Below are 13908 nucleotides of genomic sequence, written 5' to 3' on the forward strand. Positions count from 1 at the left end.
CCACCACCGCCCCAGCCACCGCCGCCGCCGACGCAGCCCCCGCCCCCGAAACCACCGCCTCCACCCCAGCCCCCGCCACCCCAACCGGTGTTGCGGGCGAAGCGCCCGGCCCGGCCCGAGGACAGGCTGATGATCAGCCCGATCACGCCGGCCACGCCGCTGGCCAGCCACAGCGAGGTGAACAGGAATGCCGCCACCGCGGCACCACCGCCGCCCAGCACGGCGCGCAGCGGGCGCGGCAGGCCGCCCAGCAGGGTCCGCAGGAAGGTACCGACGAAGAAACCGATCACCAGCGCGACCGGCCAGACATCCACGCTGCTGTCCGCGCGCGTGCGGTGGTCGCTGACCGGCGCGGGCAGCGCCTCGCCATCGATCAGCTTGACCAGTACGCCGGTGGCGTCGGTCAGCCCGCCGGCATAGTCGTTGTTGCGGAACTTGGGGGCCAGGTACTCCTGGATGACCCGGTTGGCGATGGCATCGGGGATCGCCCCTTCCAGCCCATAGCCCGGCTCGATGCGCACCCGGCGGTCGTCCTTGGCCACCACCAGCAGCACACCGTCGTCCACGCCCTTGCGGCCGATCTGCCACTGTTCGAACACCCGCTGGGTGTACTGGGCGATGTCTTCCGGCGCGGTGCTGGGCACCATCAGGATCTGCAGCTGGCTGCCCTTGCGCTGCTGCAGGGCCAGCGCCTGGTCGATCAGCGCCTGCCTGCTGGCCGCATCCAGGGTGCCGGTGGTGTCCACCACCGGTGAATCCAGGGTCGGGATGGCCGCCGGCGTCTGCGCCCACGCGGCCAGGCCCGGCCACAGCAGGGCCAGGCACAGCACCAGCCACCACCCGGGTGCGCGCAGGCGACGGACGTTCATCGGCTCAGTTCGCCGGTTGCGGCGGAGCCTGCTGCTGCGGGGCCGGAGCAGGAGCCGGAGCGGGCGGCTGATTGCCGAACTTCACCGCCGGCGGCTGCGAAATCTGGGCTTCGTTTTCCACCGCGAAGTTCGGCTTGGTGTCGTAGCCGAAGATCTTGGCGGTGATCAGCTGCGGGAACGAGCGGATGTAGGTGTTGTAGTCCTGCACCAGCTGGATGTAGCGCCCGCGCGCCACGGTGATGCGGTTTTCAGTGCCTTCCAGCTGTGCCTGCAGATCGCGGAAGCCCTGGTCGGATTTCAGGTTCGGGTAGTTCTCGGTCACCACCAGCAAGCGCGACAGCGCCCCGCTCAGCTCGCCCTGGGCGGCCTGGAACTGCTTGAGCGACTCCGCGTCGTCTGCGTTGACGTTCACCTGCCCGACGCGGGCGCGGGCGTTGGTGACGTCGGTGAGCACCTGGCGTTCCTGGTTGGCATAGCCTTCCACGGTCTGCACCAGGTTGGGGATCAGGTCGGCACGGCGCTTGTACTGGTTGAGCACTTCGGCCCAACCGGCCTTCACCTGCTCATCTTTCTGCTGGATGGAGTTGTAGCCACAGCCCGACAACAGCACGGCCACGAAGGCCAGGAACATCATTCGCGTGAACGATTGCATGACCGGCTCCAGATTCAGGGGTTTGCGGGCCGGAGGATTCCATGAATGGGGTTAATGCCCCGTAACGACAAAGGGCCGCCCAGTGGGCGGCCCTTTTGCCGGCGTACCGACCAACGGTCGGTACCTACCGGTTTACCAATTGCCCGCGCCGGGCACGTTGTGCGCCACCGCGCGGCGGCGCATCAGCAGGTTCAGCCATTCCACCAGCACCGAGAAGCCCATCGCAGCGTAGATGTAGGGCTTGGGCACGTGCACGTCCAGACCGTCCAGGATCAGCACCGCGCCGATCAGCAGGATGAAGGCCAGGGCCAGCATCTTCACGGTCGGGTTGGCGTCGATGAAGCGGCCCAGCGGGTTGGCCGCCAGCAGCATCACCGCCACCGACAGCAGGATGGCCGCGACCATCACCGGGATGTGGTCGGCAATGCCGACTGCGGTGATCACCGAGTCCAGCGAGAACACGATGTCGATGATCGCGATCTGCAGGATGACCATGCCGAACACCGCCGAGGCCTTGGTGGTGGTGGGGTCTTCGTCTTCGCCGCCGGTGATCAGCTCGCGAATTTCCATGCCGCCCTTGATGATCAGGAACAGGCCACCGAGGATCAGCACCAGGTCGCGGATGGAGATGCCCATGCCGGCCACGGTGAACAGGTTGGCTTCCATGTGCGCCAGGTAGGCCAGCGACACCAGCAGGGCAATACGGGTGATGCAGGCCACCGCGATGCCCAGCTTGCGGGCGAACGGCCGGCGGTGTTCCGGCAGCTTGCTCACGGCGATGGAGATGAAGACCAGGTTGTCGATGCCCAGCACGATTTCCAGTGCGCTCAGGGTCAGCAGGGTCAACCAGACGTTGGGATCGGACAGCAGCTCAACAAACATGGACACACATCCTTACAAGGGGGAATGACGCGGCGGCCCGCGTCAGAAGATGCGCGGGGCCAGCACCAGGCCCCAGCACAGCAATACGTTCATCATCAGCACGAACACGGCGGCAGAGCCCATGTCCTTTGCCCGGCCGGCCAGTTCGTGGATTTCCGGGCCGTAGCGCTCGATCACCGCCTCGATCGCCGAGTTGGCCAGCTCCATCGCCAGCACCAGCAGCATCGAGCCGATCATCAGCGCCCGCTCGACCGGGGTCTGGCCCAGCCACAACGCGACCGGAGCCAGCACGATCAGCAGGTAGACCTCCAGCCGGAACGAGGACTCGTGCAGCCAGGCCGCGCGCAGGCCCTGCCAGGACCACACCGCTGCCTTGAAGATGCGCTTGGGGCCGCGCGGCATATGACCAAAGGCATCAGGCATGCGGAACAGCTCCATCCGTGGGGGCGCGTCGGGAAAGGGTCATGGGTGAGGCAGAAGGCGACAATGAGTCCCCCATTTTGCCACAAAGGGCGGAACCGCCTCCCGGCCGCGCCGCGTACCATGGGGGGTGCCTGAAAACCGGAGCTGTTCATGAACCACCGCCGCACCCGCCCCCTGCTGCTCGCCCTGGCCCTCACCGCCGCCCTGCCCGCACTGGCGCTCAAGCCCGCCCCTGTGCCGGCCCCGCCCCAGATTCCGGAGCAGGTCTCCAACGTGGCCTGGGCCGGCGACATGGACAACTTCGCCAAGGCCGACCAGGCCACCCCGCCGCCCAAGGGGGGCATCGTCTTCGTCGGCAGCTCGTCGATCCGGTTCTGGGACACCCTGGCCGCCGACTTCCCGGGCCAGAGAGTGATCAATCGGGGCTTCGGCGGTTCGGAAGTCCGTGACAGCACGTACTACGCCGACCGCGTGGTGGTGCCCTACGCCCCGTGCAAGGTGTTCTTCTACGCCGGTGACAACGACCTCAACAGCGGCCGCAGCCCGCAGCAGGTGCGTGACGACACCGTAGCCTTCGTCAAGCGCGTGCATCGCGATCTGCCGCAGACCACGGTGGAGATCATCTCGATCAAGCCCAGCCCCTCGCGCGCCAACCTGCTGCCGGCGGTGCAGGAGGCGAACGCCCTGGTCAAGGCGGCGCTGGCCGAGCTGCCGCGCACCGGCTTCAACGACATCTATACCCCGATGCTGGGCGCGGACGGCCAGCCCAAGGCCAGCCTGTTCCGCGAGGACATGCTGCACATGAAGCCAGCGGGCTATGCGATCTGGCGCAAGGCCCTGGCCCCGAAGGTCAGCTGCGGCCGGACCTAGTCCGGCTGCATTCCAGGAACTTATCTGCGGCGGGATTGCCGGTAGGGTTCCGACGGCTCCTCAAAAAACCCAGAGAACTCCCACGATTGCCGTGAGCAGGGTTGAGTGGGGTCTTCAGGATCCGTGGAACGCCCTACGCGCATGGCCGAACGCAGCTCGTCGGCCTTTTGCGCCCACTTCGGCCCCAGTTCATTGATGGCCCTCTGCAGTTTTCTCGTGTCGGCCTCCGCTTGTGAATCGCTCCGGCCGCCGGCGTTCGGATACAGCAAGTGAACCTTGCTGTGTTTTTCAAGCGCATGCGTGCAGACTTTTTCTCGACGAATGACCAAGTCCACGCGCTCCTCGGCACGCGCCCTTATCATCCGCCCGATGTCATCCAACTTCTTAGCGAGTTGCGATTTGGCATTTGATTCACGCATGCCAGACACGATTGCCCTCGCATTCACGACGTCTTTGAAGCCCATGTAAAGATCCTTTGGTCGAACGCCGGACGTGATCATGCCAAGCTGACGACAGGCATCCCGCCAATCCGAGCCGTTACCGACCCGGTACAGGCCAAGTGCAATGGTGTCCAGCTTCCGCAGGGTCTTCTCTGAAACGGTTTCGTTGGAAGTTTTACAGTTCACCGCCCAACAAAGATTGGGGGTGATGCCAAGGTCGATGACACTCAATGTCCAATTCCTTAAGTTAACTTGAGTCAGTCGACTCCGCTGCGGAGCGTAGGACCAATCCGAATCGCGAACTTTAGGATTTCCCTCATTTCGCCTCAGCTCATGCCGTGCGATCGAGACATGAATCTTCTGCACTGACTCCACCCAAGCGAGCATTGCTCCGCGCGCAGGAAGGCCACTTGCCACGCAGGGCGTGGCACTACGACAGGGGTCGCCATGCGTAGGAATAGTTGAAATTTGAAAGTAACGGGAATTAGTTCTCTTGACACTTTGCGACCCCGCAAGTAGACCAAGCTGAGAACGTCCATGCCGTTACTTTCCACATCGCCCCAGATGCTCGCCCGCACGTGCAGCTTCGCGCGGTTCGCAGGGACGCTGTCTGCGTCCACGTCTGCTACAGAGGTCGTGCAGCAGCTCCAACGCGGCAACGTTTCACCCCGCACCGCAGCACTTGCACTCCAGTTTGCGACGAATCGCTTCTCCCTTAACAACTGGGGCATCACACACCGCAGTAAAGCTGCAAACCTCGACATTACCTCGCGCCAGACGGCAGGACCCGGACTGGACGATTTCGTCCAGGCGCTTGAGGGCGCACGCGTGAATCTGGCAAAGCAGGATCCGAAACCGTCGGATAACACTGTCGCGAGCATGATCAGCCTCGCACTACGCAGGTGCTCCAATGCCAGAACGCTTTGGGAGCATCGCCAGATTGACGCCTATCGCGACAAGGACGCAGTAGGCATTGCGTTGGCCAGCGCTGTTTTCGGCGAGCGTCATCCCGACGGCGTGGAAGCAGAAGCGCCCCCGCTCCCCGCTACTCCCGCGCCTTGTAGGCAAATCGGAAGCTCACATTCGCGCCCTCAGTACCCGCAGGACCCCTCCATCGCGAAACTCCTGCACCAACGCACATTTCGCAGCGCGCCATTTCAGGCCTTTCTGAAGGGCATGATGGGCAGTTCCGCTGCCTGAGCGCAGCGCGCATCCCTCACCGATAACTGATCGTCGCCTGCGTTCCCACGCCCGGCTCACTGGTCAGGCCGATTTTCCAGCCGAAGCGGTCGCACAGGCGGCGCACGATCGACAAGCCCAGCCCGGTCCCCTGCGGCCGGCTGGGTTCGGCGCGGTAGAACGGCTCGAACGCGCGTGACAGCGCTTCGGGCGACATGCCGATGCCGGTGTCACGCACCACCACGCGGTCGTTGTGCACGTCCACGTCGATGCGGCCTTCGTCGGTATAGCTGCAGGCGTTGCGCAGCAGATTGCTGACCACCACCTGCAGCACGCGCGGCGGTGCATGCAGTTCCACCGGGCCGTCGCTGTGCAGGTGGATGTGCACCGGGCGGCCGGCGATCAGCTCGCGCGCGTTGTCCACTTCGTAGCGCACGATCTCGTTGACATCAAACAGCTCGATCTGCGGCTCGACGTCGGCTTCGCGGGCCAGGATCAGGAAGGCGTCGATCACCGCCTCCATGTCACGGCCGGCGCGCTGGATGCGGTGCAGGCTGCGCTTCAGGCGCGGATTGAGGTCCTGGTCACCCAGCGCCATGTCGCTGGCCACGCGGATCACGGTCAACGGCGTCCGCAGTTCGTGGCTGGCATCACGGGTGAAGTTGCGTTCGCGCGCCACGTGCGCGGTGACCTTGGTCGCCAGCGAATGCAGCGCCGCGGCCAGCTGACGGGTTTCTCCCTGCATGTCGGCCGGCAGCTTGTCCGGGTCCAGGTCGGCCGCCTCGGGATGACCCGGGTTCCAGCGCGAGACGCGCCGCGCCAACCAGTTCACCGGCGAGACCAGCCGACTGCTGGCCCGGTAGGTGACCCAGCTGGCCCCGTACACCGCGAGCAAGGTGAGCAGCACGGGCACGATGCCAAACCAGAACGCCAGCATTTCCGCACGCGAGCGCAGGAACACCAGGTACAGGCGGCCCTCGGGGCGCGCGTCCACCAACACCAGCTGGTCGTCGGCCTTCAGTTCATGGAACCCCGGCGGCAGCGCGCGCAGGTTGGCGGGCAAGCTCAGCGGTGAGCGCCCGGTTTCCAGCAGGTAACCGCGGATGTTGCGGGTATTGGGTGGCGGCTGCGCGCTGGACGCGGCGTGCAGGTCCCAGAAATAGGTGGCCTCTTCGCGCAGGGCACCGCTGACCAGGCTGTGCTTGATCACCAGCGACACCAGCCACGCGCCCAGCAGGATACCCAGGCTGGCCAGCACAGCCTGCAGGATGAAAGCGATACGGATCTTGCGCGGCAGGCCGTGCGGCATTACAGGGTCCAGGGCGGCTCGCCGCGATTATAGGTAAGCCGGTCGTGATTCGGTCGTGCAGGCAGCACACAAGGCCCGGTGATCACCGGGCCCTGGGCGTGCTGTGGGGCATACGCGCCCCCTGCCTGCTTGCACTGCACTGCGTTGATGCGCAGCTCAGCTCATCGGCTGCTGGATATCGGCAATGCGGTAACCGGCGCTCTGCACGGTGTGCAGCAGCGGACGGTCAAACGGCTTGTCGATGATCTTGCGCAGGTTGTACAGATGGCTGCGCAGCGTGTCCGAATCCGGCAGGCCGTTGCCCCAGATCTCGCGCTCGATTTCCTGGCGGGTCACCACGCGAGGCGATTCGCGCATCAGGATGGTCAGCAGACGCAGACCGATCGGCGAGAGCTGCAGCTCGGTCCCGGCGCGGGTGGCACGCATGCTCACCGGATCGAGCACCAGGTCGGCGACCTTGAGCACTTCCGAGCCCACCTGGCGACGCTCGCGACGGATCAGGGCACGCAGGCGTGCTTCCAGTTCCTGGATCGCGAACGGCTTGGTGAGGTAGTCATCGGCCCCGAAGCCCAGGCCGGTGAGCTTGTCGTCCAGCGTGTCGCGCGCGGTCAACATCAGCACCGGGGTCGACTTGCGGGCGTCATTGCGCAGCCGGCGGCAGACTTCGATGCCGTCCAGGCGCGGCAGCATCAGGTCCAGCACCACCACGTCGTAGCTGTTTTCTGCCGCGAGCCGGTAGCCGTCCAGCCCGTCCTGGGCGTAGTCGACCTCGAACCCACGTCCTTCCAGGTACTCTCCGATCATCTCGGAGATGCTTCGGTTGTCTTCCACCACCAGCACCAGGCCGGAGGTCTCCTTTGTCTGACGCATGGGTTTCCCTCTTTCTTCAGCTTTGTGAAACATGCCGCATCGCCAGTAGACGCGGTGTGAAGTTTTTCAACAAGGGGGATGACAGGGGTTACAGCAGGGGTTTGAGCAGCGGCCACACGTTGTCCAGCACCTTCGGCTGGGCGGCGGCCGTGGGGTGGAGGCCGTCCGCCTGCATCAGGCCGGGCTGCAGGGCCACGCCCTCCAGCAGGAACGGCAGCAGCGGCACCTTGTACTGGCTGGCGAGCTCCGCATAGGTTTTGCGCAGGCGGTCGCGGTAGGCCGGGCCGTAGTTGGGCGGCACATCGATACCCAGCAGAACCACCTTGGCACCGGCGGCCTGGCTCTGGGTGATCATCTTTTCCAGATTGCCGCGCAGCTGCGCCGGGGTCAGCCCGCGCAGGGCGTCGTTGCCGCCCAGCTCGATCACCACCACCTTGGGGCGGTGCTTCTGCAGCAACGCGGGCAGGCGGGTCAGCGCACCGGCGGTGGTTTCGCCGCTGATGCTGGCGTTGACGATGGTTGGCGGCGGCTTGATCTGCTGGTTGACCCGCTGCTGAAGCAGGTTCACCCAGCCCGAGGCGGCCGGGATATTGTGGGCGGCACTGAGGCTGTCGCCGACCACCAGCACCGCGTTGGCCGGTGCCGGACCTTTGGCACAGGCCAGCGCCGGCAACAACAGCAACCATGCCAGCAGCCACATCGTCGCGGCCACCCGGCCCTTGTTCATTGCTTCGTACATCGGAGATTCCTCATCGACAGCCTGTCCCCCCGCAGCGCGCCGGTTGCCATTACCGCCCACAACGTCGGCAAGTCCGCCCGTGGCCCAGAAGGTGAAGTCCACATCCTGGACAACATAGACATGACCGTGCATGAAGGCCAGAGCGTGGCCATCGTCGGCGCGTCCGGTTCAGGCAAGACCACCCTGCTCGGCCTGCTGGCCGGGCTGGATCTGCCCAGCCGCGGTCAGATCACCCTGGCCGGTGCCACCCTGGGTGAGCTGGATGAGGAAGCCCGCGCGCAGCTGCGCGCGCGTGAGGTGGGCTTTGTGTTCCAGAGCTTCCATCTGCTGCCGGCACTCACCGCCGAGGAAAACATCGCACTGCCGCTGGAACTGGCCGGACGCGAAGACCCGGCACGGGTGCGCGAGGTGCTGGAGCAGGTCGGGCTGAGCCACCGCGCCCGCCATTACCCGCGACAGCTGTCGGGCGGCGAGCAGCAGCGCGTGGCGCTGGCGCGTGCCTTCGTGGCGCGACCACGCATCCTGTTCGCCGACGAACCCACCGGCAGCCTGGACCAGAGCACCGGCCAGCAGATCAGCGACCTGCTGTTCGCGCTCAATGCCAACAGCGACACCACCCTGGTGCTGGTCACCCACGACCTGCGCCTGGCCCAGCGCTGCGAACACATCTACCGGCTCGACCAGGGCCGCCTGGTCGACGCTGACGGGCTGCACGCATGAACGTGCTGCGGCATGCCGGCCGCGCCCTGCGCCGCGAGTTCCTGGCCGGTGACCTGCTGACCGTATTCGCCGCGCTGGTGCTGGGCGTGGCGGTGATGACGGCGGTGGGCACGCTGGTCAACCGGGTGACCCTGGCCCTGACCAGCAGCGCAGCGGAAATGCTCGGCGGCGACCTGGGCCTCGGTGCACGCCAGGACGTCCCGGAGACCTTCGCCGAAGAAGCGCAGCAGCGCGGGCTGAAGACCACGCGCATGGTCAGCTTCCCCAGCGTGCTGTTCCATGGTGAAGCCAGCCAGATGGCCAACATCAAGGCGGTCAGCGCCGGATATCCGCTGCGCGGGCAGCTGCTGGTCAGCCGCAGCGCGGGTGGGCCAGTGGAAAGCGCCGGTACGCCGCCACCGGGCGAGGCCTATGCCGATCCCCGGCTGATGCAGGCGCTGGGGCTGAAGGTCGGCGATGCGCTGGAGTTCGGTGCCGGCAGCCTGACCATCAGCCGCGTGTTGCAGGCCGAGCCGGACACCTCCGGCGAGCTGATGCAGCTGTCCCCGCCCCTGCTGGTGAACCGGGCCGACGTGGACAGCGCCGGCCTGCTCGGCCCGGGTAGCCGCGCGTCGTACCGGATGATGTTTGCCGGCGACACCGGCGCAATTGCTGATTTCCGCGAATGGCTCAAGCCGCAAGCCAAGGGCTTCCGCGTGGTCGGCATCGAGGACGCCCAGCGCGGTGTGCGCGGTGCGTTCGATCTGGCCGGGCGCTTCCTCTCACTGGCCGCGTTGCTCGCGGTGCTGCTGGCCGGCGTGGCCACCGCCTTGGCGGCCAACCGCTTCGCCCTGCGCCGCATCGACCAGGTGGCCGTGCTGCGCTGCCTGGGCGCGCGCCAGCGCGACATCCTCACCTCGATGGCACTGCAGCTGGTGCTGCTGGCGATACCGGCCTGCCTGGTCGGCATCGGGCTCGGCATGGCCGCACAGGCCGGGCTGGTGCAGGCACTGGGCGGACTGATTCCCAACCGCCTGCCGCTGCCACAGGCGACCCCGGCGCTGACCGGGGCCGGCATTGGCCTGGTGCTGCTGCTCGGCTTCGGCCTGCCGCCGCTGCTCCGCCTGCGCCGGGTGCCGCCGATGCGCGTGCTCAACCGCAGCTTCGCCGCGATGCCGCCGAGCTCGCTGCTGGTGTATGCCGCCGCGCTGCTGGCCACGGTGGCGCTGACCGTGCAGGCCACCGGCGACGTCAAACTGGCCGCCTGGGTGCTGGGTGGACTGGCCGCGCTGGCGCTGCTGGCGGCCGGTATCGGGGCGCTGCTGCTGTGGGCCGTGCGCGGCGCGCAGGCCCGCCTGCGCGGGCGCTGGAAGCTGGGCCTGGCCGCGCTGACGCGTCGCCGCGGGCTGGCGGTGATGCAGCTGGTGGGCCTTTCGCTGTCGCTGTGCGCGCTGCTGTTGCTGTCGGTGATCGGACCCGGCCTGCTCGCGCAGTGGCGCGACCGGCTGCCGGCGGACACGCCGAACTACTTCCTGATGAACATCCAGCCGGAACAGCGTCAGGCCGTGCTGGATACCCTGAAGGGACTGGGCGTCGGCGATGCCAGCGTCGAACCGTTCAGTACCGGCCGTCTGCTGGCATTGAACAGTCGACCGCCGCAGCGGGCCGAGCGCGAGGACAACAACAACGAGGACGACGACGCCAACCGCCCAGTCAACTTCAGCTGGCGGCCTGACTTCCCGGCTGCCAATACGCTGGTCAGCGGCCAGTTCTGGGACGCCGGCAGCACGGCACCGGAAGCCTCGATCGAGGAAGGCTGGGCCGAGCGCTACGGCATGAAGCTGGGCGACACCGTCACCCTGCAGATGGGCGAACAGGAACGCACCTTCACCATCACCAGCATCCGCAAGGCCGACTGGGACTCGTTCCGGGTCAACTTCTTCCTGCTGCTCAACGAAGGCGCGGTCGGCGATGCGCCGTACAACCTGATCACCGCCTTCCACCTGCCACGCGCGCAGGCCCCGGCGCTGGCCGGGCTGACCCGCGAGTACCCGAACATCTCGCTGCTGGACATCGACGGCATCCTGCAGCGGGTGCGCGAGGTGGTGGACCGGGTGACCCAGGCGGTGCAGTTGGTGATGGGCTTCAGCCTGCTGGCCGGCGTGCTGGTGCTGCTGGCGGCCTTGCAGGCCACGGCGGGTGAACGCCGCTACGACAGCGCGGTGCTGCGTACGCTGGGGGCCACCCGCAGCCAGCTGCGCGGCGCGGTGCTGGTGGAGTTCGGCGCGCTGGGGCTGCTGGCGTCCGGCCTCGCGGTCGGGGCGGCAGCCCTGCTGGGCACCGTGGTCGCCAAGCAGGTGTTCGAGCTGCAGCTGACCCCGCCGTGGGGACCGCTGCTGCTGGGTGGCGCGTTGGGCATCGCCCTGAGCATGCTGGCGGGCTGGTGGGGCACCCGGCGGATCCTGCGTACGCCACCGGCGTTGGCGTTGCGCGAGGCGTGACGTATCCGGGTGGGGCGCGTTGCTATGCTGCGCGCCTCACCCCCTTTGAACGCCCCGTACCATGCCCGGCACCTCCTTCACCTCCTACCTCTACCCGGTGCTGCTGCTGGTCGGCAGCAACATCTTCATGACCTTCGCCTGGTACGGGCATCTGAAGTACAAGAGCGCACCGTTGATGACCGTGATCCTGGTCAGCTGGGGCATCGCCTTCTTCGAGTACTGCCTGCAGGTCCCCGGCAACCGGCTGGGCAGCGCGGTGTATTCCGCGCCGCAGCTCAAGGGCATGCAGGAGGTGATCACCCTGGTGGTATTCGCGGTGTTCAGTGCGTTTTATCTGGACCAGCCGTTGAAGTGGAACCATTACGCCGCGTTCGGGTTGATCGTGATCGCGGCGTTTTTGATGTTCAAGGAGTAGGAACCACCGCAACCTCATGATGCTGCCGCACCAGCTCGGTCAATGCATCATGGAGCATGCGTCGCTTCAGCGCCGAGTTGCCGAACTGCATGTCTTCCAGATCGGCTTTCAGCTCCTGGATCTGGGTGCGGTCCATCGATTCGGGCTTGAGCACGCCGCGCATGTCGGCAAACACCAGGCGCTTGCTGATTTCCGCCCTGACCCACTTGCCGCTCGTTTGCGCCCAGGCCTTCCGGCATGCCGGTTGGTTGAACGCCCGCCGTGCATCGGCCAGTGAACCGCGTGCCTGCTCCGGGATGTGCCGGGCCAGGAACTCGACCTGCTCGGCCAGATTGTTGGCGTAGTACGACGTCTGGCTCTCCTTGTAGTCGTTGAAGTTGATCCTGAGTAACGTTTCCGGCGAATACCCTGCAGGGTCGATATCCCCGATCGGATTCTCCGCTCGCCCTTCAAACAGACGGTGCAGCATGGTGCGGATTAGCGGGGTATCGCCTGGCATTGTGCTCTTCAGCGACTCCTCGAACGCAGTCCCCATACCCGCCTGTGCCATGCAGACCGCCCGCTTCGCCTCCTCCGTCATTGCATCGGTGATGCGCGGATTCTGGCCCAGCCGCTGCTCACAGGCACCGTAGTTGCGCTGGAGGGCGGCTACTAAGTCCGTGGGCATGCGGCCATTGGAAATGTCGGTCAGCGTGAGGTCGGTACTCGTGCTGCCCGGTGGTGTAGTGGGTGCCGCTCTCGCACCTTGAAACGCAGCGAGGGCACCAATGAACGTGGTGAACATGCCGGAGATCTTCATACAGAACTACTCCATGCGAGTGGAGTCGGCAGTAGCCAGCAATTTCATGGGTGGCGCTTTCGGAAATCGATCATCGTGACCCATGAGGTAGCACGATCAATCGATGGACGGTTCTACCGTGCATATCGCAACGTACGGACATGCGCGGACCGGTAGCGTCGGTCGATAGACGACGGCCCATAACGGTGATCGGCACGGTGACGAGTGACCTTCGGCGGAGGCGCGCTTCTCCGTTCACAGGTCATGCCCTACAGCAGCGATGGGTGTTATCGGCGGTCGACTGTCGTGCGACCCTACCGTGCGTCCGAATTGCCCGGATTGTTCCGATTTTCCGGATCACCCACAGAGTCCGGATCAAGCGAATTGCCCGGATTATCCGGATTATCCGAATTGCGCGGATTGCGCGGATTGCTTGGATCGCCCGGATTGCCCGTTTTGCCGAGACTGCTGGCGGTGTCCACGCAGGCCTTGCGGACTCCGTCGGGGCCCAGCTCAATCGTCTTTCTGATGAACAGGCGAATGGCTTCCGACGGAGAGTACTTCGTGTGCTTCAGTACAGCCTTGAAGCTGTCACGCAGCTCCGCGCCCATCTTCGTGCGTACCCAGACTGGATCTTCGATCACGACAACGTCCTCTTCGATGTTCCTCCTCGCCGGGATGGCGAGGAGGTCGGGAGGTTAGTAACCGTGAACAGAGAAACGGCGGGCGTATTTCCCCGAAGGGGTGTTGTATTAGCCACCCTCCCGACGCGGGACTTCTGGTCCTACGCAGGACACCTTCTCTGTTCGGAGTTACTACGCTCCTTGAGGACAAGCCTGCAGCAAACGAACATCGATCAACGATTGATGTTGCGTATCGATTTTTTCGTTTTAGGCATGCCAAAGCAATTTGCGTGTCGCGTTCGACGCATGACACCGGGGACATGGCGGGTTTGGCGCGGATTTGGTTAATCGGCCGCGTGGAATGGGTGCGTGGTTTTGTGATGTTCGTTCTAATTTTCGGGATGGGTCAGCATGACCAGCACGTCGCAATTGGACCATGCGATTGCCGTTGATCTCCCATGGCCACCGACCCTCTGTCGAGGGTGGGTCGGGGTGGGTTGGAGGGGGCGTGAGCCGCATGGATGCGGCGACCGAGGCTCCATGGACGGATTCACGCCGTCCCCCGGAACGGCCCCCCCCCCCCCCCCCCCCCGGGGGGGCGGGGGGCCCGGGGGGGTGGCCCAAAATCAATAATGCCCCCGGGGGATCCCCGGGGCGTG

The 13908-nt window shown here is 65.7% G+C and carries 15 protein-coding genes; 5 read left to right on the top strand and 10 right to left on the bottom strand.

The genetic code is table 11. The features are described from left to right. The 4 genes from QMX83_RS15160 to QMX83_RS15175 all read right to left on the bottom strand — a co-directional run. A partial coding sequence (locus QMX83_RS15160; protein WP_282297476.1) for a TPM domain-containing protein occupies positions 1-869 on the bottom strand: 869 nt, incomplete at its 3' end. A gap of 4 nt (positions 870-873) precedes the next feature. Further along, a complete protein-coding gene (locus tag QMX83_RS15165; protein ID WP_282297477.1) occupies positions 874-1521 on the bottom strand; it encodes a LemA family protein in 648 nt (215 codons plus the stop codon). A gap of 132 nt (positions 1522-1653) precedes the next feature. Further along, positions 1654-2403 carry a TerC family protein gene (locus QMX83_RS15170; protein WP_125361945.1) on the bottom strand — a complete coding sequence of 250 codons (750 nt, stop codon included), beginning with the start codon at positions 2401-2403 and terminating at the stop codon, positions 1654-1656. A 42-nt stretch (positions 2404-2445) separates the two neighbouring features. Continuing rightward, a complete protein-coding gene (locus tag QMX83_RS15175; RefSeq protein ID WP_282297478.1) occupies positions 2446-2826 on the bottom strand; it encodes a diacylglycerol kinase in 381 nt (126 codons plus the stop codon). A gap of 150 nt (positions 2827-2976) precedes the next feature. On the opposite strand from QMX83_RS15175, the gene QMX83_RS15180 reads away from it, so the two are divergent. After that, entirely contained in the window at positions 2977-3696 is a 720-nt protein-coding gene (locus QMX83_RS15180) for an SGNH/GDSL hydrolase family protein (RefSeq protein ID WP_282297479.1), read from the top strand. Between the two features lie 20 nt (positions 3697-3716). On the opposite strand, the gene QMX83_RS15185 is transcribed toward QMX83_RS15180, so the two are convergent. After that, on the bottom strand, positions 3717-4367 hold the full coding sequence (locus QMX83_RS15185; RefSeq protein ID WP_282297480.1) for a hypothetical protein: 651 nt from the start codon (positions 4365-4367) through the stop codon (positions 3717-3719). 306 nt (positions 4368-4673) lie between these two features. Between QMX83_RS15185 and QMX83_RS15190 the strand changes: the two genes are divergently transcribed. Continuing rightward, entirely contained in the window at positions 4674-5336 is a 663-nt protein-coding gene (locus QMX83_RS15190) for a hypothetical protein (RefSeq protein WP_282297481.1), read from the top strand. Positions 5337-5352: 16 nt separating this feature from the next. On the opposite strand, the gene QMX83_RS15195 is transcribed toward QMX83_RS15190, so the two are convergent. The 3 genes from QMX83_RS15195 to QMX83_RS15205 form a co-directional block, all read right to left on the bottom strand. Further along, entirely contained in the window at positions 5353-6624 is a 1272-nt protein-coding gene (locus QMX83_RS15195) for a HAMP domain-containing sensor histidine kinase (protein ID WP_282297482.1), read from the bottom strand. A 156-nt stretch (positions 6625-6780) separates the two neighbouring features. After that, a complete protein-coding gene (locus QMX83_RS15200) occupies positions 6781-7494 on the bottom strand; it encodes a response regulator transcription factor (RefSeq protein ID WP_185750243.1) in 714 nt (237 codons plus the stop codon). 88 nt (positions 7495-7582) lie between these two features. Continuing rightward, on the bottom strand, positions 7583-8233 hold the full coding sequence (locus QMX83_RS15205) for an arylesterase (RefSeq protein WP_282297483.1): 651 nt from the start codon (positions 8231-8233) through the stop codon (positions 7583-7585). Between the two features lie 120 nt (positions 8234-8353). Here QMX83_RS15205 and QMX83_RS15210 point away from each other — a divergent pair, with 120 nt between their 5' ends. The 3 genes from QMX83_RS15210 to QMX83_RS15220 all read left to right on the top strand — a co-directional run bounded on the left by QMX83_RS15210 (position 8354) and on the right by QMX83_RS15220 (position 11848). Next, a complete protein-coding gene (locus QMX83_RS15210; protein WP_282297484.1) occupies positions 8354-8953 on the top strand; it encodes an ATP-binding cassette domain-containing protein in 600 nt (199 codons plus the stop codon). Next, complete coding sequence (locus QMX83_RS15215; protein WP_282297485.1) at positions 8950-11433, top strand: FtsX-like permease family protein; 2484 nt, start codon at positions 8950-8952, stop codon at positions 11431-11433. Before QMX83_RS15210 ends, QMX83_RS15215 begins: the two co-directional genes overlap by 4 nt. Before the next feature lie 61 nt (positions 11434-11494). Next, on the top strand, positions 11495-11848 hold the full coding sequence (locus QMX83_RS15220) for a DMT family protein (RefSeq protein ID WP_282297486.1): 354 nt from the start codon (positions 11495-11497) through the stop codon (positions 11846-11848). On the opposite strand, the gene QMX83_RS15225 is transcribed toward QMX83_RS15220, so the two are convergent. Together QMX83_RS15225 and QMX83_RS15230 are read right to left on the bottom strand one after the other, a co-directional pair. After that, the gene (locus QMX83_RS15225) at positions 11838-12647 is read right to left on the bottom strand and encodes a hypothetical protein (protein ID WP_282297487.1); all 810 of its coding nucleotides are present in this window, start codon (positions 12645-12647) and stop codon (positions 11838-11840) included. The two genes, QMX83_RS15220 and QMX83_RS15225, sit on opposite strands and share 11 nt — an antisense overlap. A 293-nt stretch (positions 12648-12940) precedes the next feature. Further along, positions 12941-13270: a hypothetical protein gene (locus QMX83_RS15230; RefSeq protein ID WP_282297488.1), complete on the bottom strand. Its 330-nt coding sequence runs from the start codon at positions 13268-13270 to the stop codon at positions 12941-12943. Positions 13271-13908: the final 638 nt, after the last annotated feature.

Origin of the sequence: Stenotrophomonas sp. PS02289, assembly GCF_029960115.1 — a bacterium.
In the GTDB taxonomy this organism is placed as follows: domain Bacteria; phylum Pseudomonadota; class Gammaproteobacteria; order Xanthomonadales; family Xanthomonadaceae; genus Stenotrophomonas.

Bases quoted from the DNA above. Each gene is read 5' to 3' on its own strand.
- QMX83_RS15165 (WP_282297477.1), bottom strand. From the start codon at position 1,521: ATGCAATCGTTCACGCGAATGATGTTCCTGGCCTTCGTGGCCGTGCTG.
- QMX83_RS15170 (WP_125361945.1), bottom strand. From the start codon at position 2,403: ATGTTTGTTGAGCTGCTGTCCGATCCCAACGTCTGGTTGACCCTGCTG.
- QMX83_RS15175 (WP_282297478.1), bottom strand. From the start codon at position 2,826: ATGCCTGATGCCTTTGGTCATATGCCGCGCGGCCCCAAGCGCATCTTC.
- QMX83_RS15180 (WP_282297479.1), top strand. From the start codon at position 2,977: ATGAACCACCGCCGCACCCGCCCCCTGCTGCTCGCCCTGGCCCTCACC.
- QMX83_RS15190 (WP_282297481.1), top strand. From the start codon at position 4,674: ATGCCGTTACTTTCCACATCGCCCCAGATGCTCGCCCGCACGTGCAGC.
- QMX83_RS15195 (WP_282297482.1), bottom strand. From the start codon at position 6,624: ATGCCGCACGGCCTGCCGCGCAAGATCCGTATCGCTTTCATCCTGCAG.
- QMX83_RS15200 (WP_185750243.1), bottom strand. From the start codon at position 7,494: ATGCGTCAGACAAAGGAGACCTCCGGCCTGGTGCTGGTGGTGGAAGAC.
- QMX83_RS15205 (WP_282297483.1), bottom strand. From the start codon at position 8,233: ATGTACGAAGCAATGAACAAGGGCCGGGTGGCCGCGACGATGTGGCTG.
- QMX83_RS15210 (WP_282297484.1), top strand. From the start codon at position 8,354: ATGACCGTGCATGAAGGCCAGAGCGTGGCCATCGTCGGCGCGTCCGGT.
- QMX83_RS15215 (WP_282297485.1), top strand. From the start codon at position 8,950: ATGAACGTGCTGCGGCATGCCGGCCGCGCCCTGCGCCGCGAGTTCCTG.
- QMX83_RS15220 (WP_282297486.1), top strand. From the start codon at position 11,495: ATGCCCGGCACCTCCTTCACCTCCTACCTCTACCCGGTGCTGCTGCTG.
- QMX83_RS15225 (WP_282297487.1), bottom strand. From the start codon at position 12,647: ATGAAGATCTCCGGCATGTTCACCACGTTCATTGGTGCCCTCGCTGCG.